This window comes from Corallococcus sp. AB038B (assembly GCF_003668955.1).
Classification (GTDB): domain Bacteria; phylum Myxococcota; class Myxococcia; order Myxococcales; family Myxococcaceae; genus Corallococcus; species Corallococcus exiguus.
The window spans coordinates 79,463-104,054 of the sequence record NZ_RAWO01000015.1 but is presented as its reverse complement, the minus strand read 5'-3'; the positions used below and the strand labels follow the sequence as shown (position 1 = coordinate 104,054).

General features: G+C 68.7%; 23 protein-coding genes. 8 read left to right on the top strand and 15 right to left on the bottom strand.

From position 1 onward, the window contains the following. Positions 1–91: 91 nt before the first annotated feature. The 7 genes from D7Y04_RS37020 to D7Y04_RS36990 form a co-directional block, all read right to left on the bottom strand. Positions 92–847 (bottom strand): hypothetical protein, encoded by a 756-nt coding sequence (locus tag D7Y04_RS37020; RefSeq protein ID WP_233601749.1) that lies wholly within the window; start codon positions 845–847, stop codon positions 92–94. A 179-nt stretch (positions 848–1,026) separates the two neighbouring features. Then, positions 1,027–1,779, bottom strand: a complete 753-nt coding sequence (locus tag D7Y04_RS37015; RefSeq protein WP_120596483.1) for an ABC transporter ATP-binding protein — start codon at positions 1,777–1,779, stop codon at positions 1,027–1,029. Further along, positions 1,776–2,663: an ABC transporter ATP-binding protein gene (locus tag D7Y04_RS37010; protein ID WP_121762377.1), complete on the bottom strand. Its 888-nt coding sequence runs from the start codon at positions 2,661–2,663 to the stop codon at positions 1,776–1,778. Before D7Y04_RS37010 ends, D7Y04_RS37015 begins: the two co-directional genes overlap by 4 nt. After that, positions 2,660–3,727, bottom strand: a complete 1,068-nt coding sequence (locus D7Y04_RS37005) for a branched-chain amino acid ABC transporter permease (protein WP_120596481.1) — start codon at positions 3,725–3,727, stop codon at positions 2,660–2,662. Before D7Y04_RS37005 ends, D7Y04_RS37010 begins: the two co-directional genes overlap by 4 nt. After that, positions 3,727–4,722 carry a branched-chain amino acid ABC transporter permease gene (locus tag D7Y04_RS37000; protein ID WP_120596480.1) on the bottom strand — a complete coding sequence of 332 codons (996 nt, stop codon included), beginning with the start codon at positions 4,720–4,722 and terminating at the stop codon, positions 3,727–3,729. The genes D7Y04_RS37005 and D7Y04_RS37000 overlap by 1 nt, the downstream gene beginning before the upstream one ends. A gap of 20 nt (positions 4,723–4,742) precedes the next feature. After that, positions 4,743–5,951 (bottom strand): ABC transporter substrate-binding protein, encoded by a 1,209-nt coding sequence (locus tag D7Y04_RS36995; RefSeq protein WP_120579543.1) that lies wholly within the window; start codon positions 5,949–5,951, stop codon positions 4,743–4,745. A gap of 161 nt (positions 5,952–6,112) precedes the next feature. After that, positions 6,113–6,433, bottom strand: coding sequence for a hypothetical protein (locus tag D7Y04_RS36990; RefSeq protein ID WP_126933376.1), 321 nt, complete (start codon positions 6,431–6,433; stop codon positions 6,113–6,115). Positions 6,434–6,792: 359 nt separating this feature from the next. On the opposite strand from D7Y04_RS36990, the gene D7Y04_RS36985 reads away from it, so the two are divergent. Next, positions 6,793–7,662, top strand: coding sequence for a YsnF/AvaK domain-containing protein (locus D7Y04_RS36985; RefSeq protein ID WP_121762376.1), 870 nt, complete (start codon positions 6,793–6,795; stop codon positions 7,660–7,662). Between the two features lie 98 nt (positions 7,663–7,760). Here the strand turns inward: D7Y04_RS36985 and D7Y04_RS36980 are convergent, their stop codons facing one another. From D7Y04_RS36980 to D7Y04_RS36960, 5 genes are all read right to left on the bottom strand, one after another. Then, complete coding sequence (locus D7Y04_RS36980; RefSeq protein WP_233601760.1) at positions 7,761–9,194, bottom strand: serine/threonine-protein kinase; 1,434 nt, start codon at positions 9,192–9,194, stop codon at positions 7,761–7,763. Positions 9,195–9,297: 103 nt separating this feature from the next. Then, positions 9,298–9,600 carry a hypothetical protein gene (locus D7Y04_RS36975; protein WP_120596477.1) on the bottom strand — a complete coding sequence of 101 codons (303 nt, stop codon included), beginning with the start codon at positions 9,598–9,600 and terminating at the stop codon, positions 9,298–9,300. A gap of 95 nt (positions 9,601–9,695) precedes the next feature. Continuing rightward, positions 9,696–11,525: a molecular chaperone DnaK gene (dnaK, locus tag D7Y04_RS36970; protein WP_120596476.1), complete on the bottom strand. Its 1,830-nt coding sequence runs from the start codon at positions 11,523–11,525 to the stop codon at positions 9,696–9,698. 2 nt (positions 11,526–11,527) lie between these two features. Further along, positions 11,528–12,430, bottom strand: a complete 903-nt coding sequence (grpE, locus tag D7Y04_RS36965; RefSeq protein WP_121762447.1) for a nucleotide exchange factor GrpE — start codon at positions 12,428–12,430, stop codon at positions 11,528–11,530. Positions 12,431–12,531: 101 nt separating this feature from the next. Continuing rightward, positions 12,532–13,047 (bottom strand): transcriptional regulator, encoded by a 516-nt coding sequence (locus tag D7Y04_RS36960; RefSeq protein WP_121762374.1) that lies wholly within the window; start codon positions 13,045–13,047, stop codon positions 12,532–12,534. 245 nt (positions 13,048–13,292) lie between these two features. On the opposite strand from D7Y04_RS36960, the gene D7Y04_RS46020 reads away from it, so the two are divergent. Continuing rightward, complete coding sequence (locus tag D7Y04_RS46020) at positions 13,293–15,638, top strand: lamin tail domain-containing protein (RefSeq protein ID WP_158627655.1); 2,346 nt, start codon at positions 13,293–13,295, stop codon at positions 15,636–15,638. 200 nt (positions 15,639–15,838) lie between these two features. Continuing rightward, the gene (locus tag D7Y04_RS36950) at positions 15,839–16,405 is read left to right on the top strand and encodes a head protein (RefSeq protein WP_120596474.1); all 567 of its coding nucleotides are present in this window, start codon (positions 15,839–15,841) and stop codon (positions 16,403–16,405) included. Between the two features lie 17 nt (positions 16,406–16,422). Here the strand turns inward: D7Y04_RS36950 and D7Y04_RS36945 are convergent, their stop codons facing one another. Further along, positions 16,423–17,079 (bottom strand): outer membrane beta-barrel protein, encoded by a 657-nt coding sequence (locus D7Y04_RS36945; protein WP_120596473.1) that lies wholly within the window; start codon positions 17,077–17,079, stop codon positions 16,423–16,425. 212 nt (positions 17,080–17,291) lie between these two features. On the opposite strand from D7Y04_RS36945, the gene D7Y04_RS36940 reads away from it, so the two are divergent. Next, positions 17,292–17,981, top strand: a complete 690-nt coding sequence (locus D7Y04_RS36940; RefSeq protein ID WP_120596472.1) for a hypothetical protein — start codon at positions 17,292–17,294, stop codon at positions 17,979–17,981. Between the two features lie 126 nt (positions 17,982–18,107). Continuing rightward, positions 18,108–18,632, top strand: coding sequence for a hypothetical protein (locus tag D7Y04_RS36935; RefSeq protein ID WP_120596485.1), 525 nt, complete (start codon positions 18,108–18,110; stop codon positions 18,630–18,632). 127 nt (positions 18,633–18,759) lie between these two features. Here the strand turns inward: D7Y04_RS36935 and D7Y04_RS36930 are convergent, their stop codons facing one another. After that, a complete protein-coding gene (locus D7Y04_RS36930; protein WP_158627654.1) occupies positions 18,760–19,419 on the bottom strand; it encodes an outer membrane beta-barrel protein in 660 nt (219 codons plus the stop codon). A 328-nt stretch (positions 19,420–19,747) separates the two neighbouring features. Here D7Y04_RS36930 and D7Y04_RS36925 point away from each other — a divergent pair, with 328 nt between their 5' ends. From D7Y04_RS36925 to D7Y04_RS36915, 3 genes are read left to right on the top strand one after another with little or no spacing between them, the layout of a single operon-like run. Further along, a complete protein-coding gene (locus tag D7Y04_RS36925; protein ID WP_121762372.1) occupies positions 19,748–20,677 on the top strand; it encodes a DUF2381 family protein in 930 nt (309 codons plus the stop codon). Further along, complete coding sequence (locus D7Y04_RS36920) at positions 20,674–22,611, top strand: serine/threonine-protein kinase (RefSeq protein WP_121762371.1); 1,938 nt, start codon at positions 20,674–20,676, stop codon at positions 22,609–22,611. Before D7Y04_RS36925 ends, D7Y04_RS36920 begins: the two co-directional genes overlap by 4 nt. 39 nt (positions 22,612–22,650) lie before the next feature. Beyond that, positions 22,651–22,917: a hypothetical protein gene (locus D7Y04_RS36915; protein WP_121762370.1), complete on the top strand. Its 267-nt coding sequence runs from the start codon at positions 22,651–22,653 to the stop codon at positions 22,915–22,917. 15 nt (positions 22,918–22,932) lie between these two features. Here D7Y04_RS36915 and D7Y04_RS36910 read toward each other — a convergent pair whose 3' ends face one another. Beyond that, positions 22,933–24,501: an integrase gene (locus D7Y04_RS36910; RefSeq protein WP_121762369.1), complete on the bottom strand. Its 1,569-nt coding sequence runs from the start codon at positions 24,499–24,501 to the stop codon at positions 22,933–22,935. Between the last annotated feature and the right edge of the window lie 91 nt (positions 24,502–24,592).

Sequence of the window (24,592 nt, the reverse complement as noted above, 5' to 3'; positions counted from 1 at the left end):
AGGGCCCGGCATTCTCCACGCGGACAGGTGAACACACCGCACACCGCGCGACGCCCCCGGACGTTGGGAGCGTCGCGTCAGCGTCCTGCGACTACTTCTTGCGGCGGCGCGGGGCGGCGGTGCCCGCGTCGGTGGCCGTGCCCGCGTCCGCACCCTCAATCGTGCCCGCGTCCGCGCCCGTGCCGGCGTCCGGCGTGACCGTGGTGATGGCCGGGGGCGGGTTCACCAGCTTCAGCGAGTCGAGGAACGGCTCCGCCGTGGTGTTGGGGTGGTTGGGGTTGTAGATGACCAGCAGCGTGTACAGGCGCGGGCCCACCAGGAAGTTGCGCGCCTTGATCTCCCCGACCACCGGCGAGCTGACCGTGTAGGACTTGCCAGGGTAGCCATCCAGGGTGGCGTCCGCCTCTTCCTTGATGGTGCCCTGGACCTGCTTCACGAGGCCGTCCTTGCCCTCGTTCAGCAGCGCCTCCGGGGGACGGCTCGCCACCAGCCGCTCCGGGTAGTCCGCGGTGCTGATGGAGTAGATGGTGCCGTCCTCGGTGCGCGAGGAGAAGGCCGCGGTGTTCACCGTGTTGGCGCCCAGCGGGACCTGATTGCGCTCGACCTTGGGCTCCGTCGGCATGCCGATGGTGAAGCCTTCCGTCGCCTCGTAGGGCTTGAAGGCCGGGGCCGGGCCGTCCGCGCCCGGGGTGGGCTCGTTGGGCACGTCCTCGATGGTGGAGGTCGCCTGGCCGCCACTGGAGCTCCCCGAGGAGGAGTCGTCGGTCTTCTGCTGATTGGCGCACGCACCGGCGATGAGCGCGAGCGTGGTGAGCGAGGCAAGGAGGAGGCGGGACAACGGGCGCATGGGCACGCTTCCTGAGAGGGAAGTGGAAGAAAACAGCTTGTCTTGTCGGACGCTAGACGAAGTCCTCCGCCGCTGACTACCCGAGTTTCGACGCGGCGCGAGCAACTTGCCCTGGCCCCGCCCCCGGAAGCGTCCGGGGGCGGACACCGAGCCGGGGCCGGAAAGTCGGCGCGGGAGGGCTATTCGCCCAGGTACGCGCGCCGCACCTCGGCGCTGTCCAGCAGCGCCTTGCCGGGGCCGGCCATCACCACCTCGCCCGTCTCCAGCACGTAGCCGTAGTGGGCGGCGTTGAGGGCCAGGTGCGCGTTCTGCTCCACCAGGAGCACACTGACGCCGGTGGCGTTCACCTCGCGCAGGGTGCGGAAGATGGTCTCCGTCACCTGCGGCGCCAGGCCCAGGGACGGCTCGTCCAACAGCAACAGCTGCGGCTTGCTCAGGAGTGCCCGGGCGATGGCCAGCATCTGCTGCTCGCCGCCGGACAGCGTGCCCGCCAGCTGCTTCTGCCGCTCGCGCAGCACCGGGAACAGGCTGAAGCCCTTGTCCATGTCCTGGCGCACCTGGGCGGTGTCCTTGCGCAGGTACGCGCCCAGCTCCAGGTTCTCGAACACGGTGAGGTTGGGGAAGATGCCCCGGCCCTCCGGCGCGTGCGCCATGCCGCGCGGCACCAGCTGGTGCGCCTTCAGGCCCGTGATGTCCTGCCCCGCGAGCGTGATGCGGCCCGCGGTCGGCTTGAGCATGCCGCTCACCGCGCGCAGGGTGCTCGTCTTGCCCGCGCCGTTGGCGCCGATGAGGGCCACCATCTCGCCCTTGCCCACCGTCAGGGACACGCCCCGGAGCGCCTGGATGGCGCCGTAGCGGACCTGGATGCCCTCCACCGACAGGAGCGGCTCGAACGCGCGCCGCTCGCCCAGCACCTTCACCGGCTCGCTCACGCCGCGCCTCCGTGGGACTCCAGGTAGCTGTCGCCCAGGTACGCCTCGATGACCTTGCGATCGCTGCGCACTTCCGCGGGAGCGCCGCGGGCGATGGTCTCGCCGTGGTCCAGCACGGTGATGCGCTCGCAGATGCCCATCACCAGCTTCATGTCGTGCTCGATGACCAGCACCCCCAGCGAGAACTCGTCGCGCAGCCGGCGGATGAGCACCATCAGGTCCGCCTTCTCACGCGTGTTCATGCCCGCCGCGGGCTCATCCAACAGCAGCACCTTGGGGCGGGTGCCCAGCGCGCGGGCAATCTCCAGCCGGCGCTGCTCGCCGTAGGGCAGGTTCTTCGCCTCTTCATCGCGGCGGTGCGACAGGCCCATGACCTCCAGCAGGTGCTCCGCCTGGCGCGTCAGCTCGCGCTCCTCGGCCTGGAAGCCGGGGGTGAGCAGCAGCGCGCGCCACCAGTCGCGGTAGTTGCGCATCGCCGTGCCCGCCTTCGCCAGGGGGCCCATGACCACCGGGTGCAACCCTCCCTGCGCGCGGCAGGCCACCTTCACGTTGTCCAACGCGGTCAGCGCGCGGAACAGGCGGATGTTCTGGAACGTGCGCGCCAGGCCCAGGTGGTTGATTTGATGCGGCACCCAGCCGTTCACCCGCTGCCCGGCCACGCGCACCTCGCCCTCGGTGGGCTGGTACACGCCGGTGAGCACGTTGAACGCGGTGGACTTGCCCGCGCCGTTGGGACCAATGAGGCCCAGCAGGTCGCCCTGGCGCACGGTGAGGTTGAAGTCCGTGAGGGCCTTGAGGCCCCCGAAGCGGATGCTCACGCCGGACGCCTGGAGCAGCGCGTCCCCGGAGCCCGAGGCGGAGACAGGAGTCACGGCGGCGCTCATGTCAGCCCCTTCTTCTTCCGGGGAAGCCACCGGGGCAGCACGTCCCAGAGTTCCTTCGTGCCGAACAGGCCCTGCGGCCGCGCCAGCATCAGCACGACCAGCAGGATGCCGTACACGGGCATGCGGATCTGATCCACCTTCTGCGCCAGGCTGCCCCCCGCGCCCAGCGCGCCGAACAGCGAGCGCAGGCCTTCGGGCAGCAGCGTGAGGAAGATGGCCGCGACGATGGCGCCCGTGCTGGAGCCCAGCCCGCCCAGCACCACCATGACGACGATCTCCATGGACTTCACGAAGGTGAACGAGCCCGGGTTGATGATGGGCACGAAGTGCGCGAACAGGCCGCCGGCGATGCCCGCGAAGAACGACGAGATGACGAACGCGCGGACCTTGTAGCCGGTGGTGTCCACGCCCATGGCCTCCGCGGCCACTTCGTCCTCGCGGATGGCCCACAGGCTGCGGCCGTGGCTGGAGCCCGCGATGCGCCGGGACACCAGCACCACCAGGAAGACCCAGAAGTACACCATGGCCACGCTGGAGTACTGCGGGATGCCGGAGAGGCCCAGCGCGCGGCCGAAGGCCTCCGTGTTCTGCACCACCACGCGGATGATTTCGCCAAAGCCCAGCGTCACGATGGCCAGGTAGTCCCCGCGAAGCCGCAGCGACGGCAGGCCCACCAGGAAGCCACACAGCGCGGCGCAGGTGCCGCCCGCGAGCAGCGCCACGGTGAAGAGCACCTGGTCACTGGCGGCCACCGGCAGGAAGGACAGCGCCACCTCCTTCAACTCCAGGGACGTGACGCCCGCGATGTACGCGCCCACGGCCATGAAGCCCGCGTGGCCAATGGAGAACTGGCCCGTCATGCCGTTCACGATGTTGAGGCTCACCGCGAGGATGATGTTCACCCCCACCACGGACAGCAGGTACGTGGCGAAGGGCGAGGTGTTCAGCAGGACATCCGCCAGGATCACCAACGGCACCGCGATGAGCACGGGCAGGATGCCGCGCAGGGCCGGGGGCACGAGGCCCACGGACTCGTCGGCCAACGTCGTCGCGCTTCCAGCCATCAGACCTTCTCCGCCGCGACGCGGCCGAACAGACCGCCCGGCTTCACCAGCAGCACCAGGATGAGGAAGCCGAAGGCCACCGCGTCACGCCAGGTGCTGGCCGCGTAGCCCACCACGAACTCCTCCACCAGACCCAGCAGGAGCGCGCCCACCACGGCGCCCGGCACGTTGCCGATGCCGCCGATGACCGCCGCCACGAAGGCCTTGAGGCCCACGTACAGACCCATGAGCGGGCTCACGGACGTGTCCTTGATGGCGTAGAGCAGGCCCGCTCCCGCCGCCAGCGCGCTGGAGAGCATGAACGTCAGCGCGATGATGCGGTCGGTGGGGATGCCCATCAGCGCCGCGGTGCGGTGGTCGTAGGACACCGCACGCATCGCCTTGCCGAAGCGCGTCCGGTACACGAGGAACTGGAGCCCGGCCATCAGCGCCACGGCGATGAGGAAGCTGATGACCTGCCAGTTCCAGATGACCACGTCCCGGTCGCCCAGGATGAACCACTCCGTGGGGGCGATGATCTCCGGGAAGGCCCGGGGGGACGCGCCCGGGAGCAGCGTGATGTTGTTGAGGGTGGCGGTGACGAGCCCCTCCCGGCTGAACCAGATGGGCACTTCGATGGGCCCGTTGAAGGACACGTCCAGCTGGAAGCCGTATGACAGCGCGAACGAGATGCCGATGGCGGTGATGAGCGCGGTGAGACGCGGCTTCTCACGCAGCGGCCGGTAGGCGAAGCGCTCGATGAGGAAGCCGAGCAGCGCGCACCCCACCATGGCCACCGCGAAGATGAGGACCACGCCCCACATGGAGCGCTGCGCCTGGCGCCCGAGGGCGAAGGCGGTCGCGTAGCCCATGTAGACGCCGACCATCATCACGTCGCCGTGGGCGAAGTTGATGAGCTTGAGGACGCCGTACACCATCGTGTAGCCCAGCGCGACCAGGGCGTAGATGGTGCCGGCGGCCAGACCGTTGATGAGGTGCTGGATGAGCTGCGACATGTGCCGGGGTGGGCCCTGGGTTACGGCGAGATGGTGGTGACGTAGGTGGACTTGCCGTCCGCGACCTTCAGCACCACGGCGGACTTCACCGCGTTGCGCTTCGCATCCAGCGTGATGTTGCCCGCCACGCCGGGGAAGTCCTTCGTCTTCGCGATGGCCGCGCGCAGGGCCGGGCCGCTGGTGTCCGGGGCGTTCTTGAGCGCTTCAATCGCGACGCGCGCGGCGTCGTAGCCCAGCGCCGCGAGCGCGTCCGGCACCGCGCCGTTGTTGTCCGCCTTGTAGTCCGCGATGAACTTCTTCACGCGCTCGTCCGGGTTGTCCGGCGAGTAGTGGTTGGAGAAGTAGCTGCCGTCGATGGCGCTGCCGCCCAGCTCGAAGAGCTTCTCGGAGTCCCAGCCGTCGCCGCCCATCAGCGGCACCTTCAGGCCCAGCTCGCGCGCCTGGCGGGCGATGATGCCCACCTCGCTGTAGTAGCCCGGAACGTAGATGCCCTCCGGCTGCGTCTTCTTGATGGCGGTCAGCTGCGCGCGGTAGTCCGTGTCGCCCTGGCTGTAGCTCTCCGTGGCCGTGATCTTGCCGCCCATCTCCGCGAACTTCTGGCGGAACACTTCCGTGAGGCCAATGGAGTAGGCGCTCTTGTTGTCCTGGAGCACCGCGACCTTGTTCAGCTTGAGGTTCTCCCGCGCGAACTTCGCCATCACGAAGCCCTGGAACGGGTCGATGAAGCAGACGCGGAAGATGTTGTCGCCCTTCTCCGTCACGGAGGGGTTGGTGGACGACGGGGTGATCATGGGCACGCCGGCCGCCTGCGCCTTCTCCGCCATGGCCAGGGAGCTGGACGAAGCCACCTCGCCCAGGATGAGCGCCACCTTGTCCTGGGTGATGAGGCGGGTGACGGCCTGCGCGGCCTCCTCCGGCTTGCTCTGGTCGTCGTACACGCGCACGACCAGCTTCTTGCCCTTCACGCCGCCGGCCGCGTTGGCTTCCTTCACCGCCAGCGCGATGCCGTTGCGGGTGGAGATGCCGAACGTCGCCTGACCGCCCGTCAGCGCGCCCACTTCACCCAGCACGATGACGTCATCACCCGCCGGGGGCGTGCCGCCCTGCGCGGTGGCCGGGGCCTGCGCCGAGGGGGCGCCTCCCGCCTCTCCCGTGGGCTGCGTCTTCTTCTCGCAGGCGGCCGCCAGGACGGCGAGCGCGGCGAGGAGCATCGGGGCAAGTCGTCGCATGTGGGGGCTTCCTCCGGGGGAGATGACGGGCAAAGCCCCGGTTTTCTAGGGGAGCCCTCCCCATGGGTCAAGCGCACAGCTTGGCTCCGGAGTCCCGCCAACACCCCGAAACATCGCTGTCGCGCCCCCCTGCCCCAACCCCAAGTGCGCGCCAGGTCCGCTCAGGGCTCCAGCCAATAGTGCTCCCGGCCCGACGGTCCCCGGCGGATCCTCGGGAGGCCCTGGGGTCCGGCCTCTGGCGCTTCGCGATCCTCCCAGGGCGCCATGTCCTCGTGCGTCAGCGACCACCCGGCGGAGGGAGGGTCCTCCGGGTCCGGCAGCGCGGTGGGCGTCCAGGTGACGGGCTCCAGGACTGGCACCGCTTCCGGAATGGACTCCGGAAGCACCGCTCCCGCGCGACGGCGCCGGAGTCGGCCCGCCACCAGCAGTCCCACCGCGCCGGCCATCCACCCGAGTCCCCGGCCAGGCCTCGTGGCTCGCATCACAGGCTCCTCTCGCACGGGCCGGTCCATCCGGACTCGCGCCCTCACAGTGAGGTGTGGGGATGCGCGCCGCCAGCGTGAAGCCCGGGGGGTCCGCTCCTGCATGCCTGCCCTCCGGACAGGAGGCGGGGAGGCGTCCGGCGCGGCGTTGCCAGCGGCGTACGGCGTACCGAGCCCCTGGAGCATCCAGCACCAGGGGTTTTCTTGGGCGTCATTGAACCCACTTTTCGGGTGATGGCCGTGGCGGACACTTCAGCGTCCACTTCCCCCCAGGAAACCCTCTCCAGCGCGCTGGACGGCCCTGGCGTTCCGCTCGCGACCACATCCGACCCGACGTGAAGGCACAAGGAGCCAAGTCCATGATGATCAAGCGCAACGACATCAAGGAAGGGATGACGGTCCGCAGCAGCGACGGCGAGAAGCTGGGCAAGGTGTTCGCCGTGAGCGAGGGCGAGTTCCACATCGAGAAGGGGATGTTCTTCCCGAAGGACTACCTGGTCCGCTACCTGGAGGTGAGCGACATCCGCAACGGGGAGATCTACCTCAACCACGGCCGCGAGGCGCTGCGAGGGCTGTCCGACGCCGGCGCCGTGGGCGCGACGGCGGCGACGGCCACCGGCGGCACCATGGGTGGCATTGGCGCGGGGCTGAAGACGGGCACCACGAAGGTCGGAGACGTGGCCCGGACCGGCGCGGAGAAGGTCGACATCAAGGACCGGGAGCTGAAGGAGCGCGAGCTGCGCGCCGACGTGCGCGCCGACGTGCGAGCCGCCGAGCGCATCGCGAACGAGGACGTCACGCTGCGCACGCACCATGAGGAGCTGGGCGTCACCAAACGCCAGCGCTCCGCGGGCGAGGCGCAGGTGCGCAAGATTGTCGTCGAGGAGCGGAAGACGGTGGAGGTCCCGCTGCGCCACGAGGAGGTGGAGGTGGTGCGCCGGGCGGTGAAGGGCGACAACATTCCCGGCGACGTGGCGGACTTCCGGGAGGAGACCATCCGCATCCCCCTGAGCGCGGAGGAGGCGGAGCTGACCAAGCGCGCGTACACGGACGAGGAGATCACCATCCACAAGCGCCCCATCGAGGAGCGCCGCAGCATGGAGGGCCGCGTCCGCCACGAGGAGCTGGAGGAGGTGAAGGTGGTGCGCACCGAGCCCAACGTGGACGAGGAGAAGCGCCGCGCCGGCTACCGCGCGGACGCGGACATCGACCCGCTCAAGCGCTCGTAGCGCGGACGGGAAGGAAGCCTCGAACGGTCCTTGTGCTCCGCCCCCGCATGCCGCGCCTTCACGCGCGCGGTGTGCGGGGGAGGTGGCGCATCGTCGTGTCAGCGCGGAGCGCGGGTGGGCGGCGTCGCGCGGGTGGGGGCCTCCGGCTGACGGGCCACGGCGGTCTCCAGCCGCTGCGAGTCGCGCAGCCGCTCCGGGAAGAGCCGTCCCGCCAGCGCCGCCAGTGCCGTATCGCGCGCGGGAGGACACGCGGCCACCAGCCGGTCCGCCATGGCGTGCGCGGTGGGGAAGCGGGCCGAGGGGTCCTTGGACAGCGCCACCGACAGCACGTTCCACAGGGGCGCGAGCACCTCCGGAGGCTTCGCCAGCTTCTCCTGGCAGATGGCCTTCATGGTGTCCAACTCGTCCTCGCGCTCGAAGGCGCGCCGTCCCGTGAGGGCCTGGTAGAGGACGAGCCCCATGGCGAACAGGTCGCTTCGCGCGTCCAGCTTCTGACCCAGCGCCTGCTCCGGAGACATGTAGAGCGGCTTGCCCTTCACGATGCCCGGCAGCGTCACCGTGCGCTGCGCGCGCACCTTGGCCACGCCGAAGTCCAGTACCTTCACCTGGCCGTCGAAGCCCACCATCACGTTGTGCGGTGACAGGTCGCGGTGCACCAGCTCCAGCGACGCGCCGTCCTCGCCCTTGAGCGCGTGCGCGGCGTGCAGCCCCATCAGCGCCTGCGACACGATGGCGGACACCACCGCCGGATCCAGCGGCCCCTTGTTGGCGCGCAAGAGCCGGTCCAGGTCGATGCCGTTCACCAGCTCCATGGCCATGTAGTACGCGCCCTGCGCCTCGCCGAAGTCGTAGACGTGCACCAGGTTGGGGTGCGACAGCCGCAGGCCGATGCGCGCCTCGTCCAGGAACTGCTGCACCATCTCCGGCTGCGCCGTCAGGTGGGGCAGGATGCGCTTGAGCGCCACCAGCCGCCCCAGCCCCTCCGGCCCGCGAGTGCGCGCGATGAGCACCTGCGCCATGCCGCCCGTGCCCAGGGGCTTCACGACCTCATAGCGGCCAATGCGTCCGCGGTTGACGGGCGTGCCCTCCACGTCCAGTTCGTCCAGCCGCTCCAGGGGGCCCCGGCCGTCCGTCAGCGCCAGGAAGGACAGCACCGCCGAGTCCAGCTGCTCGCCAATCGCCTCCACCAGCCCCATCACCCGCTGGCCGCCGTCCTCGAAGTTCCCATCCACCACCAGGCCCAGTCCGCCCAGGTTCAGCCGCCCCAGGGTGAGCTGCTGGCAGAAGAGCATCCGGCCTTCGCGCAGCTTCCGGGGGCCGCTCCAGTGGGCCGCCTCGAAGACGTCCACGCCCAGCTCGCCCAGCACGCGCGTCAGCACCGGGCCTCGCGTGCCCCGGAGCGAAACGAAGCCCGCCTTCGCGTGCACCATGCGGGCGCACTGCGTGAGGAACACGTCCAGGCCGGTGTCGAGGTCCAGACCCCGCTCCAGGCAGTCCTCGAGGATGTCGTCGGCCATCCGGTTCACGGCCATCAGGCCGCGCAGGAAGGCCAGCTCTTCTTCCGGGGATTGGAATGCCACGCATTCATCAATACCCGAAAACCCGGCGGGGATGCAGCGCCCACCGGGTGGGACGTCAGACGCGCTCGCGGTCCACGCGCACGACCGGCGACAGGCGCTCCGGCAGTTCACCCAGCTCCGGCGTCGCGCGGGTCACGGGGTGCTCCAGCAGCCCGTGGCGGTCCAGCATGTACTCCAGGTGCGCCACGCGCGCGCGCAGCGCCTCCAGCTCCCCCGCGGGCCGGGCCTGGACCTCGCGCACGCGCAGCCACGTCTCAATCACGGGCTTGAGGGCGAAGCGCAGCGTGAGACCGAGCAGCGGCACACCGACGGTCATGCCGGTGACCATGATGATCATGACGGCTTCGGTCAGTTCCATGAGGGAGGCTCCGGGGAAAAAGAGAGGCGGACCCCCGGCCTACGAACGGGGGGACCGGGCGATTGCACCGCCCGGCCCACGCCCGGGGTGAGGCATCAGCCGGACTTGGCCTGGTCCGTGTAGATGGCGTCCGCGATGCGGTACGCGCTGCCCTCCAGCCGCTGGAAGGCTTCCTTCAGGGCGCCGGCGTCGGAGGTGTTGAGCACGGAGCGCAGGCGCTCCAGGTCCGCCTGGATCTCGCCGCGGTCCTTCTCCGACAGGAGGTTGGCGTACTCCTCCAGGCTCTTCTCCGTGGTGTAGATGAGCCCGTCCGCGTTGTTGCGCAGCTCCGCCAGCTCCTTCTTCTTCTTGTCGTCCGCGGAGTGCGACTGGGCGTCGGTGATCATCGTCTGGATCTCGGCCTCGGTGAGGCCGGAGTTGCCCACCACGCGCACCTGCTGCTGCTTGCCGGTGCCCAGGTCGCGCGCGCTCACGTGCACGATGCCGTTCGCGTCGATGTCGAAGGACACTTCAATCTGCGGCACGCCGCGCGGCGCGGGCGGGATGCCGACCAGTTCGAAGCGCGCCAGCGTCTTGTTGTCCGCCGCCATCTCGCGCTCGCCCTGGAGGACGTGCACGGACACGAGCGGCTGGTTGTCCACCGCGGTGGAGAACACCTGGCCCTTCTTGCAGGGGATGGTGGTGTTCTTGTCGATGATCTTCGTGAAGACGCCGCCCGCGGTCTCCACGCCCAGGGACAGCGGCGTGACGTCCAGCAGGAGGACGTCCTTCACCTCGCCCTTGAGCACGCCGCCCTGGATGGCGGCGCCCACGGCGACGACTTCATCCGGGTTGATGCCCTTGTGGGGCTCCTTGCCGAAGAACTCCTTCACCTTCTGCTGCACGCGCGGCATGCGCGTCATGCCGCCCACCAGGAGGACCTGGTTGATGGCCTGCGCGGTGAGGCCCGCGTCCTTGAGCGCGATGCGGCACGGCTCGATGGAGCGGTCGATGAGGTCCGCGACCAGGGCCTCGAAGGTGGACCGGTCCACGGTCTCCGTGAGGTGCTTGGGGCCGGACGCGTCCGCGGTGATGAACGGGAGGTTGACCTCCGTCTCCGGGGCGCTGGACAGCTCGTGCTTGGCGCGCTCCGCCGCTTCCTTCAGGCGCTGGAGCGCCATGCGGTCCTTGCGCAGGTCCAGGCCGTTGTTCTGCTCCGCGAAGCGCTTGGCCAGGTAGTCGATGAGGCGCTGGTCGAAGTCCTCGCCGCCCAGGAACGTGTCGCCGTTGGTGCTCTTGACTTCGAACACGCCAGCGGTGAGCTCCAGGATGGAGATATCGAACGTGCCGCCGCCCAGGTCGTAGACGGCGACGCGCTCCGTGGTGGCGTCCTTCACCTTGTCCAGGCCGTACGCGAGCGCCGCGGCCGTGGGCTCGTTGATGATGCGCAGCACGCTCAAGCCGGCGATGCGGCCCGCGTCCTTCGTGGCCTGGCGCTGGCTGTCGTTGAAATAGGCGGGGACGGTGATGACGGCCTCGGTGACGGGCTCTCCGAGGTAGTCCTCCGCCGTCTGCTTCATCTTCATCAGCACGATGGCGCTGACTTCCGGCGGGCTGTAGCCCTTGCCGCGAATCTCCACCCAGGCGTCGCCGTTGGGGCTGGACGCCACCTTGAAGGAGGAGACGCCAATGGCCTTCTTCGCCTCCGGCGAGTCGAACTTGCGGCCGATGAGGCGCTTGGCCGCGAAGACCGTGTTCTCCGGGTTGGTGATGGCCTGCCGCTTGGCAATCTGGCCCACCAGGCGTTCACCGGAGTCGGTGAAGCCCACCATGGAGGGCGTGGTGCGGCTGCCTTCGCTGTTGGGGATGACCACCGGCTCGCCGCCTTCCATCACGGCGACGCAGGAGTTGGTGGTGCCCAGGTCGATTCCAATCACCTTCGCCATGACTACTGACTCCCCCCGGAGGAACTGTCGGACGGCGCGGAAGTCTGGGGCTCCGCGCTCTTGCCTTCTTCAGACGCCTTCGGTGCTTCCGTGCCGGCCGCGGGCGCGGCGGCTTCCGGCGCCGCGGCAACGGGCTCCGGCGCCGCGGCAACGGGCTCCGGCGCCGCGACGACTTCCGGCGCGCGAGCGACGACGACCATGGCGGGACGCACCAGGCGGTCGTTGAGATAGAAGCCGCGCGTCACTTCAAAGACCACATGGCCCGCCGGGACGTCAGCGGACTCCACCTGCTGGATGGCTTCGTGCAGGCGCGGGTCGAAGGGCTGGCCCTTGGCGGAGAAGCCCTTCACGCCGTGGCGGCCGAGCGAGTCCTCGAAGGACTTGCGCGTCATGGCCACGCCCTTCTGGAAGCTGTCGAAGTCGGGGGACTTGCCGGCGGCGTCGAGCGCGCGGTCCATGTTGTCCACCACGGGGAGCAGGTCCTTGAGGAGCTTCTCCACGCCGAACTTCTGGACGTCCTCCTTCTCCTTCTGCGCGCGCTTGCGGTAGTTCTCCAGGTCCGCGGCGGAGCGGATGGCCCGGTCCTGGAAGTCCTTGGCGCGCTCGTGCGCCTCCTTCAGGCGCTCCAGCGTCTCGCGAGCCTTGGTCTGGCTGAACTCCAGCTGCGCGCGCAGCGACTCCACCTCCTGGCGGAGCGCGGCCGCGTCCTCGGTGGGGGGAGCGACTTCGGGGGTCGCGACGTCCGCGTCGGCGGCCGGGGCGGAGACGTCCAGCTCCACCTCCGTCTCCGAGCCCGCACTGTCCGCGTCTCCGTCCATCCGACGCTCGACGCTGCGAACCGCCTCGTCGATCACGTCCTGCCCGATGTCCGTCTGGAGGCTGTCCTTGTCTTTGGTACCCGACACGGCGCGCACTATCTCACGCGACGGGGAGCGATCCAACAGGACCCGAGGCGGTCGCGCATGCCCAGCGTGCGGGCAGGCGCGACTTCATACGCAGCGGAACTTCACGCCCCGGGCGCGGGTTTCTTGCGGCCCAACGTTTTCTTGGAAGCTGGTTTCTTCGGGGCCCGGGCGCCCTTGGCGGCGGCGGGAGCGCTCGCGGTCTTCTTGCGCCCGATGGACTTGCTGCCGCCCTTGGACGCGCCGGAGCTCTTGGCGCGGGGCGGGCGGCTGGGAGCGGCCTCCTCCTCCGGGGCGGCCTTGGCCGTCTTGGCGGCCTTGGCTTCGGCGTCGGGCGCGGAGGCGGTGCCGTTGGTGGAGCCCGGCTTGAAAGCCTCCTCGACGGAGGTCTCCACGCGGCGCACGGCGGTCTCAATCTTCTCCGCGGCGGTCTTGGTGGTGGCGGCGGCCCAGGTGCGCAGCTGCACGAGGCCTTCCTTCACCTTGGCCTGCTTTTCCGGGTCCTTCACTTCCTTGAGGAGGCGCTCGGCCTCGCCGCGGAGGTCGTCCGTGGTGCGCTTGAGGTCTTCACCGGTGCGCTTGAGGAAGTCCATCAACTGCCTGTCCCACTTCTCGGCCATGACGCGTCTCCTCCGTCGTCTGCTCGAACCCATCCAACTGCACGTGTGGACCGCGCGCAAAGCCTTCCGCGCTGTCCGTGTAGGACGGCGGAGCGCGCCACTGATTGCCGTGTGGCAGTGCGTCAGGGGCTCCGCCGGGGTGCAAGCGGGGGGGCGCGCGACAGTCGGATGGCAGACACGTTAAGGTGCGTGCCCTCTTCCGGGAAGGCCGCGTTGGGGCGGGCCCGGTGCTGGAGTGTTCCCATATGCCGTCCCGGTCCTTCCGAGCGCTGTCCTCGCTCGTCGTGCTCACGTCCCTGTTCGCGCTGGTCGCCTGTGGCTCCAACGAACCGGAGTCCACGGGGCCCGTGCTGCCCCAGGTGACGCTGACGGCGGCCACGGTGGGGGCGGCCTACGAGAAGGTGCTGACGGCGACGGGCGGCACGGCGCCGCTCACGTATTCGGTGGACCAGGTGCCGCCGGGCTTCTCCTTCTATGGAGACAGCGGGCGGCTGGTGGGCCCCGCGACGACGGCCGGCGAGTGGACGCTGACGATGGTGGTGCGCGACGCGAAGGGTGCCCAGCACACGCGAGGCTATGCGTTGCGCGTGTGGCCGGCGCCGGCCATCACCACGGCGTCGCCGCTGCCCTCCACGAAGGAGGGAAGCCTCTACACCTTTACCTTCAGCTCCACGGGCGGGGCGCCGCCGCTGACCTGGTCGCAGGCGGGCGGAGCGATTCCGGACGGCCTGTCGCTGACGGAGGACGGGGTGCTGACCGGCACGCCGCAGGGCCCGGCGCTGTATGAGTTCACGGTGCGGGTGGAGGACGCCAACGGCGCCCGTGCGGAGGCGGTCATCCAGTTGCCCCTGACCACGTCGACCGGTGAGCTGCCCGACGGCGGTCCAGTGACGGATGGCGGGACGAAGACGGACGGCGGCACGACGGACGGCGGCACGAAGACGGATGGCGGGACGCAGCCGACGGCAGTGCCGTTGAAGGTGGGCAACTGGAACATCGAGTGGTTCGGCTCCACGGCCGAGGGCCCCTCGGACGAGGCGCTGCAGCTGGCCAACGCGACCGCGGTCATCGCGGACGCGGGGCCGGACGTGCTGGGCGTGGCGGAGATCGTCGGCGTGGACGCGTTCAACTCGCTGACGGCGAACCTCAGCGGCTACAGCGGCCTGCTCGCGGGTGATGGCTGGTACGGCCCCACGGCCCAGAAGGTGGGCCTGCTCTACAAGACGAGCACGGTGCAATTGGTGAGCTCGAACGTCGTGCTGACGGACTGCGCGCAGGACTTCGCGTACCGGCCGCCGCTGCGCGTGGACCTGAAGGTGCTCCGGGGCTCCTCGCCGGTGGACCTCACGGTGATGGTGCTGCACATGAAGGCGTACGCGGACTCGGATTCATACCTGCGGCGCAAGGGCGCGGCGATGTGCCTCAAGGACTATCTGGACACGAACCTGCCGACGCAGAACGTGATGGTGCTGGGCGACTGGAACGACGACGTGGACGCGTCCATCTACACGCCCAACGAGTCGCCGTACCTGAACCTGGTGAACGATGCCGCGCGCTACAAGTTCCTCACCCAGCCGCTGTCGGAGTCCGGGCAGCGCTCGACGGTGAGCAACAGCCAGTTCATCGACCATCAGCTGGCGACGAACGAGCTGGCGGCGTACCACGTGGCGAACTCCACGAAGGTGCTCAAGCCGAGCATCGTCAGCTACAAGGACACCACGTCGGACCACTACCCCATCTTCAGCGACTTCAACTTCGGCTCGGCGGCGCAGTCGGGGAGCGTGAAGGTCACCGCGCCCAACGGCGGTGAGACGCTGAATGCGGGCCAGACGTTCAACATCACCTGGACGTCCAGCAACGTGTCGCAGGTGAACATCACGTACACGCTGGACGGGACGGTGTGGCGCGCGGTGGCGTCGGGCCTGACGGCGTCCACCGGCCGCTACGCGTGGACGGTGCCGAGCGAGTCCTCCACGGTCGCGCGGGTGCGCGTCGCGGACTCGACGCGTGCGGACGTGGCGGACGTGAGCGACGGTGCGTTCACGCTGACGCGGCCGACGCAGCAGGTGTTCATCAACGAGTACCTGCCGCAGCCCAACCCGCCGGCGACGGGCGGGACGACGCCGGACTACGACCAGCAGTTCGTGGAGATCTACAACGCGGGTCCTGGGTCGGTGGACCTGAGCGGCTGGAAGATCCACGACGCGAAGTCGTACTCGGGCGCGGATCCGGCACGGCACACGTTCGTGTCGGGCACGGTGTTGCCGGCGGGCAGGGCCTACGTGGTGTACTCGGGGTCGACCGCGCTGCCAGCGGGGGCGCAGTACGCGACGTACTCCAACGGCGGCTTGGGGCTGCGTTTCGACCGGGGCGTGAACCAGGGTGGCGCGGGTGACATCGTGTACCTGGTGCGCGCGGACGGGACGGTGCAGGACAGCCACTCGTACCAGACCTCCAGCATGCCGGTGAACTCTGGCTATTCGTTCAACCGCTCCCCGGACCTGAGCCCCACGGGGACTTGGGTCGAGGGCTACAGCCTTTTCTATAAGGCCTCGACCCCGGGCAAGAAGGCGGACAACACCGCGTTCTGAAGCGGTTCGCGGTGACCTGACTTCCACCTGGGGTTCTGCTTGGGTGGAAGGATGCACGTCTGGATTCACATGGGGAGGAGCGTCACGGCCGTGGCGCTCTGCCTGTGGCTCGCGGCCTGCGGTGGGACGCGTGGGGCCGTGGCTCCGCCTTCGCGGGAGGAGCTTCCCCGGCGGGTTCTGCTCCTGGTGGAGAGCGCACCATGATGCACTTCTTCGACAAGTTGGAGGTGCTGGGACGGCACTACTCGGAGAGCACCTCCGCGGAGGAGAAGCAGGCCTTCCTCTTCGCGATGGACGCCATCTACTTCATCCTGGGCACCGGGCAGGGCACCGAGTTTGAAGCATATGTCCAAAGCCAGGAGGCCTCCGCGCCTCCGTTGGTCATCGCCCGGTTCAAGACCCGAGAGGAGGCGGAAGCCGCGATGAACGCGCGGAAGCCCCCAATCGACTCGGCACGCGTGCTGATTGGAGACGACTACTACTCCGCCATGTTCGTTCCAGCCACGGGGCGAACCCATCTGGTCTTCATGCCCCCCTTCATGGAGCATTACCTCCAGGAGATGGCGGATGAGCGGCGCCAGCCTTCGGGCCTGTCCTTCGCCACGAAGGAGGAGGCGGAGGCGTGGATGAACCAGCAGCCCACGCCGCCCCAACAGGTGATCATCGACATCGCAGGCGCGCCGTATCTGGCCGCGTACCACCACCGCATCGACTACCGCGTCCTCTACCCCCTGCCCGCCCCCACGCCTCCGTCGCAGGAGCCGTGAGGGCGGCACGGTGAGGACTACAGCCGGAACTGCACGCGCACGCCCGGCTGGATCCAGACGTGGATCTGCTTCTCGTCGTCGGAGAGGTCGTTGCTGATCTCCGCGGCATCGCCCAGGCGGATCGCGCCCTTGTTGTACTGCCCCACCGACGCGGAGATGTACGGCCCCACCGCGATGGAGCGGGTGAGCTGGAGGTCCACGCCGAAGTGGGCGTGGCCCAGGTCATAGCCCTCGAGCTTGAACCAGGCGCTGTTGGAGCCTTCGCCCACTTCCAGCGAGCCGATCTCGTAGCCCACGCCCACGCCCACCCACGGCGAGACGAAGCCGGCCGGCCGGAAGTGGTAGTCCAGGTCGATGCCGAAGCGCAGGACCTTGCTCTTGCAGTCCGCGCCGTCCGAGCACTCGTCACCGGGACCGGAGCCGATGCCGTACTGGAAATAGGCGCCCAGCGAGAGCTGCCGGTTGAAGAAATAGGAGACGTCCACCTGCGGCGCCACGGTGCTGCCGAACGTGTCCTTCAGCGAGAGGTCCGTGCCGGAGTCGCCCACCGGAATGCCAAAGGCGCCGCGCACGCCCAGCGCGAGCCCGGAGTTCGAGGGTTCCTGCGCCGCCGCCGGCAACGCGCCCAGGCAGGTGGTCAGCGCCAGCGATGCGATGAAGTGTCGAGCAGTCATGTCGTCCAGGGTGAAGGGGCCGTCTTCCGACGGCGTTGTTGGGTGTTGGCGGCGCCACGCATTGCAAGCCCACGGCCAGGGTTCACAGGATGCGGGCGCCAGGGCTTCGCACGCCTGGGGGCATTGGAACAGCACCAAAGCGCGACAGGAATGTCAGTCTTTCGTTTCAACTCATGGCAGGTCCACACCGTGCCAGAGTCCTGGAGCAAGACATGTCCTCCCGCCTGACCGAAGACTCCGACATCGTCCGCTGGCTGCGCGCCGAGCGCGAAGCCCGTGGGCTGGCCCGCATCGAGCTGTCCGCTTCGTTGAAGCATCAAGGGGAGCTCCTGGATGACACGTTGATCTTCACGGCGCCGGACGGAGCGCTGACGTTCGGTTCGCTGCCGGAGACGCCGCGCGCCCAGGTGCAGGGGCTGATGCGGTGGCACCACGCGTCCGCGGCCGGGCTGGGGGACATCGCGCTGGCCATCGTCTGCGACGCGCACGCGGCGCCGCGCATCCAGATGACGGACGCGGTCACGCGGGAGCATGACGCGAAGGTGCAGGCCCGCGCGGAGGCCCACTTCGATTCGCGGCACTACGGACGCGCGCTGGCGCAGCGGGTGGCGGAGCTGTTGGACGCGGGGGCGGACCTGTCCATCACCGTCGACCCGCGCGAGGGGGTGTCCCGCGCGCTGTGGCGGTCCGGGGATGGCACGTATGCGCAGGGGCTGCGGTACATCCAGGGAGACTCCCAGCCGAAGCGGATCTTTGAGTCACGGGACGCGTTCATCCGCTGGCTGGCGGAACAGAGCGATGACTCCCTGGCGAAGGAGCACTTCCCGGACGACCCTCGCATGTGGGGCGTGGCGACGTTCAACCGTGCGTTCTTCGCGCGGAAGACGGGCCGGCGGTCTTAGCGGCATCCACACGAACTTGTCCGACAGTCGGACAGGTTTGGACGGCCTCGACTGGCCCCCTCCTTTCAGCAGTGCGCCCCAGTGCCGTCCCGGAACCCTGCGGCTCCTGAACGAGTGAACGTCACCATGCGCAAGGCACTCCTACTCTCAGGGCTTATCGCATTGACTGGCGGATGCGTTCGGCACAAGCCCTCATGGACGGGAGAGGTGCAGTGGCCGGATGAACGTTCCTCGACCTCCGTCCTCCCCTTCACCGAAGCGGGTGCCACGGTGGCCGCAGCAGGAGCGCTGCGGGAAGTGATCCGGACCAATCCCCATCCGCAGCTCTTCCATGGCTGCGCGAGCCCGGAACAGGGCCTCGATGTCGCCGTCTTCACCGGACCAACCATCGGCCTGTACTACGTCGCCGTGGAACAGCGCTTTAGCCGGTGTGGTGGTCCCAATGGCCGGGTCCTCGACTGGTGGCAGGTCTACGCTGTCACCCCCCAAGGCGAGGTGGTTGCAAAGGCCCCGCGCACCCCCGACGTCCCCATGGAAGTGCAGCCCGATGCAGCAGAGGCCCCCGCTGACAGCCCTGCTCCGCCCACCGAGGAACAGGCTCCGTCTCCGCTTCGCGAAGCACCTCCAGCCGAGAATTCGAAGGCCGAGTAGGCCTTTCTCCACGCAATCCTTGAGGGAGGCTGGGTTTTCATTCCCCAGACGCCGTGTCCACGGCTTCCCAGGCCCGTGGACTCCCATGCGTGTCACCCCTGGAGGAGTGAGGACTTCACGGTGGTGACTACAGCCGGAACTGCGCGCGCACGCCCGGCTGGATCCAGACGTGGAGCTGCTTGTGGTCGCTGATGATGTCGCGGTCATTCTCCTCGAAGACAGTGCCCAGGCGGGCCGACAGCTTGTCGTACTGCCCCACGGACGCGGAGATGTAGGGGCCCACCGCGATGGAGCGGGTGAGCTGGAGGTCCAATCCGAAGTGGGCGTGGCCCAGGTCATAGCCACGCAGCTCCAGCCGGGTGTTCTCGGCGCCCTCGCCAAACTCCCACGACCCGATTTCGTAGCCCACGCCCACGCCCACCCAGGGTGAGACGAAGCCGTCCGGGCGGAAGTGGTAGTCCAGGTCGATGCCGAAGCGCAGGACCTTGCTCGTGCAGTTCACGCTGTCCGCGCACTCGTTGCCAGGCCCGGCCGCGATTCCGTATTGGAAGTAGGCGCCCAGCGAGAGTTGCCGGGTGAAGAAGTAGGAGACGTCCACCTGCGGTGCCACCGTGGTGCCGAACGTGTCGCTCAACGCGAGGTCATTGAAGGCGTCACCCACGGGAATGCCAAAGGCGCCGCGCACACCCAGCGCGAGCCCGGCCCCCGAGGGCTCCTGGGCCGCCGCCGGCAATGCGCCGAGACAGAAAGTCAGAACCAGCGATGCGATGAAGCGTCGTGAAGTCATGTCGTCCAGGGAGAAGGGGCCGTCGTTCGACGGCGGTGGGTTGTGGCGGCGCCACGCATTGCAAGCACTCGGCCAGGGATGCCCGCCTGCGGGTTGCGCGGGCTTTGCGCGTTGCGGAGCATCCGCAGCGCTTCCATGGCTGCGCGAGCCCGCTCGGGACGAACACCCTGTCGAGAAGGTGACTGCAGAGTAGGGACCCCACCATGGAATCCTTGAGGTAGGCTGGGTTTTCCTTGTCCAGCCGCCGCAACCAAAAGCCTCCCAGGCCCGTGGCCTCTCATGCGTGTCACCCCTATCTGTTAGGTTTGAAGGATGGAGGTGACCCGTGATGTCGCTGTCCACTTCGCTCATTCCCCTGGTGCTGACGATCCTGATGGGCACCACTGCGGTGGCGCAGTCCCGCACTCCCGTGGTCAGGGAACGCAAGGCCCGGCAGCTCACGCTGCGCTCGGAGGAGCCTCCGGTGCTTCATCCGCTGCATGTCGCGGCCCATGAGGTGACCACCCTCACCTTCGATGCGCCCATCGTTCCAGAGTCCGTGGACCGGAGTGTGCTCGCGCCCTTCTTCTCCCGCGTGGCAGTGCATGAGGACGTGCTTGTCCTCAAGGCGTCCATGGACGTTCCCGTGGGCAAGGAACCGGTGATCACCGTGCGCTTCGTGGGGCCCGGCGCTCCGGCACAGGTGGGCTTCGTGCTCACGACCGTGGCGGCGGAGGTGGATTCGCAGGTGGAGGTGCTCCGGCAGGGACGCACCGCGCAGGATTTGGGGAAGGAACTCGCGGACCTGCGGGCCCGTTGCGCGGTCACCGAGGCGGGGCTCGCGACGCTGCGTGCGCAGTGCGCGCTCAGTGGACTGGGTGGGGCGGTGTTGACGGGGGCGGTGACCCAGAAGGGTATCACCGTGAACTACATCCGTGAGCCACCTGTGAGCCTGGGCATCCTCGCCGAGGGTCCCCACGTGCTCTACCGCACCGCGAGCACCCGCGCCCTCGCCACCTCCTTGCGCAATCCCATGGGAGCGGCCCCCTGGCTCCCAGGCTTTGCTCGCGTGACACCTCGGGGACCTGACGCGGGTGACATTCCCGTCCGTGAGAGTCCCCTGCTCATGCAGGTGCGACAGCTGGCACCTGGAGAGCTCTCCACCGTGGTGGTGGAGTGGAACGCGCTGCCGGACCTGCCTCCAGGCACGCACTTCACCCTGGAACTCTTGGATGTGAAGGGCGAACGCGGCATCCGCTGGGAACAGGTGTCGCCATGAGTTCGCATGAGGCGACGCCCGGTGATCCGGTCAGGTCCGAGCATCACACCTCCACGAAGCCCGCCCACAAGGCTTTCGGCGCGGCCCTGCCTGCCATGCGGCTGCTCATGGCGGATGCACTTCCTGCCGGAACGCTCATTGGTTCCTGGCGTGTCGTCCAACGATTGGCGTCAGGTGGATACGGCACGGTCTACGTCGTTCAGGCGAAGCGCACTCCCCGCGGAAGGCAATACGCCCTGAAGCTGGCTCGCCAACCCGATAGCCCCTGGTTCTCACGCGAAGCGGCGGTGCTGTCTCGATTGCGGCATCCGGGAGTGCCTCGCTTCGTGGCCTCGGGAAACTGGCGGCCGGGCTCCGGGAGCTACCCATTCCTGGTGATGGAGCACGTGGACGGCGAGTCGCTGTATGAGTGGGCCCACGCTCGCAACCCCACGGCTCGCGAGGTGGGTGCATTGCTCGTCCAGGCTGCGGACATCCTGAGCTTCGCGCACCGACACGGCGTCCTGCACCGCGACTTCAAGGGAGACAACATCCGCGTCCAGCCGGATGGACGCCTCACCTTGTTGGACTGGGGCGCGGGCTGGCATCCGGACGCACCGCCCCTGACCGGAACCGGCCAGCTTCCTCCCGGCACGGCGCACTACTTGAGCCCGCAGCTCCACCGCTGGCGGCTGGCAATGCCTTCAATGCCTGCGCAGGAGTGTCCTCGCTATGGCGTGGCGGATGAGTTGTACGCCGTGGGCGTCACCTTCCACCGGCTGTTGACCGATACCTACCCGGCGCTCCTTTTGAATGGTGAGGGACCGACGCGCGCCTGGCCCGGCTCGCATGCGCCAGAGGCACTGACCTCGCTCGTCACCCACCTGCTCGCCTTTGCGCCCGAGGAGAGGCCTCCGAGCGCATCCGCACTGGCCTCCGAACTGCATCAGGTCCTGGCCCATGCGGATGCATCCTGGGACCTACCTCTGTTCGACTGGGCCACACCGCCCTCCTCTTCTTCACGCACGACACAGGACGCGCCCGGAATGGTGGGGCCCGTGGCTCCCGGTCAGGAGGTGCCGCTCCAGCACGCACGTCTCCAGCGCCTGGACCGGCTCCAACGCATCCGCGAAGCACGCGAACTGCGCCGCCGGGCCCCCGCCCATGTTGCCCGCATGGGAGCCCAGGCCATCCTCGCCGCGAGCGCGGGTCGGCACCGTCAGACATTGCGAGCCCGCTGGCGCCGGGGGGCCGTGGGAGTCGCCTTCGTACTGGCCTTGGGATGGCTGGCCTGGAGTCTGGGGGCCTTCTCCAAGGTCAGCGTCGATGCGCCGGCGCATCCCTCTCCGCCTCCCGTGGCGCGGGGGCCTGGGCCCGACCAAGCTGCCGCGTCCGAAGCGGCCCCTCCATCCCCTGCGCCGCTTCCATTGGAGCAGGAAGCCATGATCAGTCCCTCGAAGCCTGAATCCCCCGTCCGAACCCGTTTACTTGCGCGAGGCTGCAAGCTGGCCGTCGGCGCGGTATCCACGCTCATCGCTTGCGCAGGCGCGCAGGTGACGCCCAAGCCCCAACGCTGTTCCTCGGAGGCGTTGGAGTCGATGAAGAAGCTGGACCTGTGGCGGGATGGGAAGGCGGCCATCACACTCGACGTCCGCTACCCCTTCCGCACGGATGCCACCCTGGTCTCCGTGAGTGACGGGAACATCGTGAGCGTCCAGAAGGAGCGGCATGGCGGCCTTCCAGCTGGCACCCTCCTGTATGGGCAGCTGTGGACGCAGGGAGAACACGTGGTGGGCCGCTACACCCGAGCGGAGACGCCTGACGGCCGCACCCATCCGGTCTGCTTCGTCCTCGGGAACAGCGACGGCTGGTGGCCGAAGGATCCAAGTTCCAAACCCGGCACCGCCCTGCTGCCCCGGAGCGTGGGCTACACCGTGGTGGACGCGTTCCCGTAGCGGACCTCACGGCCATGCGCCTGAGGTAAGCCCCAGGGGATGAGCAACATCCTGGCGAACGAAGCGCTCCGCTCCGTCGTGCTCTACCACCCCAAGCCCACCGAGGGCTGGCGCTACGCCATCTACACCCAGGAAGGCGTCACGGATGGGAGGCTGCTCGACAGCGCTCCCTCCACTTCGTTCGAGGAGGCCCGGGCCCGGATGGAACAGACGCTGGTGGAACTCTTCGGCCGCCCCTCCACGCTCCGCTGGAAGGAGACCTCTCCGGAATGGTGGACGGGCGAAACGCTGGACGGCAAAGCGTGAGCGGTCCACACCGCGCTACTCCAGCAGATCCAGGACCGCCAGGGGCTCCTTGGGCTCCAGCAGCTCCAGTCGATGACGGGCCTTCACGGCCAGTTCCAGGGGCTGAACGCCATGGCGGAACCAGGCATGCGCGATGCGGTCGATGCCCGCGCCAATCAATGGCGCCGCCGTCCGCAAGCTGGCGCGGAGGGCCACTGCGTTCGTCTGCCCACCGTGCAGCACCAGGTTGCGCTGCCGATAGAGACGGCGGAATGCCCGCACCGCATAGCCCTCCACGTCCTTCAACTTCTTGCGAGGATCCTTGAGCAGCCCCTCCATGCGTGCGACCGCCGCCCGGTGATTCCAGACAGCTCCTTTCCAGGTGAGCGGTTGGGCTTGATGGATGGCCGCCCCAAGCAAGGATGCGCGTTCGTGATTGCTCTCGCACCGCAGGAGCTGTTCCTGAAGAGTGCTGGCACTGCTCCTGACTTGCAGGGAGGCCAGCAACGTCAGCTCCGCTCTGGGAAACGAGCACGCCACCAGTGAAGCCAACCGGTCACCCGCGGGTGACTTCTGGCCATCCTCGGGTGCGACCAGCAACGCCTCGATGGCGGCCCATCCCGCGGCCACCGCGACCACGGCGGGCGAGTCCAGTTGACCTAGCAGTTCGAAGGCCGCGTCGACACGGCTGGGCGGCCCTGACGCGAAGAGCTGGTCCTGACGCTCCAGACTGCGAACCTCGACCCGCCGATGCCGACGGAGCGGCAGCGGCTGCCGGATGCCTTCGACGTACGCGTGCTCCCCAAGCCGCATCGGATGGCCTGCGCCAATGAGCAGCCGGGCGGCCAGCTTCTCCACCGTCTCCGAGGCTCGCTCCGCCGCGGAGAAGACATCTCGGGCTTGAACCGTCAGCAACCAGCCTCCACCTTGCCGGACGTGGGTGGTGTCGAACCCATTCGTGAGGAGCCACTTCGAAACCGTGGGCGCGTCACACCACTCTCGTGGTGGAAGCCCCTGGAGTCCCAGCGCGCTGCGCACGGTCACGAGGACCTGGAAGCGCGAGGGCGGCGTGCGGGCCAGGACATGCGCTTCCTCCAGCAACTCCGATAGGCGATAGGTCTGCGTGGAGTGGACGAGCCGGTAGGTCAGCCAGCGATGAAGGAAGTCGGGGCTGAACCCTGCATCCAGCAGGTGGGAGGCGACGGCGCGAGCCACCCGCTCGGGCTTCACCGGGATGCCCCGCGCGAGCTGTTCCGCCCAACGGGACAGGTAGGACGCCTCGATCTCCTCGGTGAGACGGTGCACCGCGGGCAACTCCCCCGAGCGGGGCCTCAACGGCGAGCCGAGCAGGCGCTGCAGCAGGCTTCGGGACTGCGGTGCGATGCCCTCATCCGGCCCCAGGGTCCGAGACAATTCATTCGCCAGCCACTCGACCGCCTTGTCGGAGAGGACGCCCGCCGGGACGGCCTCCACCGCCTCCAACAGCTCGCGGAGGCTGAGCACCGTTCCCACCTCCCACAGCCCTCGAAACCAGGGGGTCCAAGCCGCGAAGAACTCCAGAAGACGTGCCGCCACCAGCTGTGAGCTGTCCTTGCCTTCAATCACCGAGCGCCTTACTTTTCGAGCAGGTCACTGGACCGCCCTCTCACGGAGGCCGTCCCCATCCGGGAGTCGTTCATCCCCTTGGGTCTCGGCC

Bases quoted from the DNA above. Each gene is read 5' to 3' on its own strand.
- D7Y04_RS37020 (WP_233601749.1), bottom strand. From the start codon at position 847: ATGCGCCCGTTGTCCCGCCTCCTCCTTGCCTCGCTCACCACGCTCGCG.
- D7Y04_RS37010 (WP_121762377.1), bottom strand. From the start codon at position 2,663: ATGAGCGCCGCCGTGACTCCTGTCTCCGCCTCGGGCTCCGGGGACGCG.
- D7Y04_RS37005 (WP_120596481.1), bottom strand. From the start codon at position 3,727: ATGGCTGGAAGCGCGACGACGTTGGCCGACGAGTCCGTGGGCCTCGTG.
- D7Y04_RS37000 (WP_120596480.1), bottom strand. From the start codon at position 4,722: ATGTCGCAGCTCATCCAGCACCTCATCAACGGTCTGGCCGCCGGCACC.
- D7Y04_RS36995 (WP_120579543.1), bottom strand. From the start codon at position 5,951: ATGCGACGACTTGCCCCGATGCTCCTCGCCGCGCTCGCCGTCCTGGCG.
- D7Y04_RS36990 (WP_126933376.1), bottom strand. From the start codon at position 6,433: ATGCGAGCCACGAGGCCTGGCCGGGGACTCGGGTGGATGGCCGGCGCG.
- D7Y04_RS36985 (WP_121762376.1), top strand. From the start codon at position 6,793: ATGATGATCAAGCGCAACGACATCAAGGAAGGGATGACGGTCCGCAGC.
- D7Y04_RS36980 (WP_233601760.1), bottom strand. From the start codon at position 9,194: ATGGCCGTGAACCGGATGGCCGACGACATCCTCGAGGACTGCCTGGAG.
- D7Y04_RS36975 (WP_120596477.1), bottom strand. From the start codon at position 9,600: ATGGAACTGACCGAAGCCGTCATGATCATCATGGTCACCGGCATGACC.
- dnaK (WP_120596476.1), bottom strand. From the start codon at position 11,525: ATGGCGAAGGTGATTGGAATCGACCTGGGCACCACCAACTCCTGCGTC.
- D7Y04_RS36960 (WP_121762374.1), bottom strand. From the start codon at position 13,047: ATGGCCGAGAAGTGGGACAGGCAGTTGATGGACTTCCTCAAGCGCACC.
- D7Y04_RS46020 (WP_158627655.1), top strand. From the start codon at position 13,293: ATGCCGTCCCGGTCCTTCCGAGCGCTGTCCTCGCTCGTCGTGCTCACG.
- D7Y04_RS36950 (WP_120596474.1), top strand. From the start codon at position 15,839: ATGATGCACTTCTTCGACAAGTTGGAGGTGCTGGGACGGCACTACTCG.
- D7Y04_RS36945 (WP_120596473.1), bottom strand. From the start codon at position 17,079: ATGACTGCTCGACACTTCATCGCATCGCTGGCGCTGACCACCTGCCTG.
- D7Y04_RS36940 (WP_120596472.1), top strand. From the start codon at position 17,292: ATGTCCTCCCGCCTGACCGAAGACTCCGACATCGTCCGCTGGCTGCGC.
- D7Y04_RS36935 (WP_120596485.1), top strand. From the start codon at position 18,108: ATGCGCAAGGCACTCCTACTCTCAGGGCTTATCGCATTGACTGGCGGA.
- D7Y04_RS36930 (WP_158627654.1), bottom strand. From the start codon at position 19,419: ATGACTTCACGACGCTTCATCGCATCGCTGGTTCTGACTTTCTGTCTC.
- D7Y04_RS36925 (WP_121762372.1), top strand. From the start codon at position 19,748: ATGTCGCTGTCCACTTCGCTCATTCCCCTGGTGCTGACGATCCTGATG.
- D7Y04_RS36920 (WP_121762371.1), top strand. From the start codon at position 20,674: ATGAGTTCGCATGAGGCGACGCCCGGTGATCCGGTCAGGTCCGAGCAT.
- D7Y04_RS36915 (WP_121762370.1), top strand. From the start codon at position 22,651: ATGAGCAACATCCTGGCGAACGAAGCGCTCCGCTCCGTCGTGCTCTAC.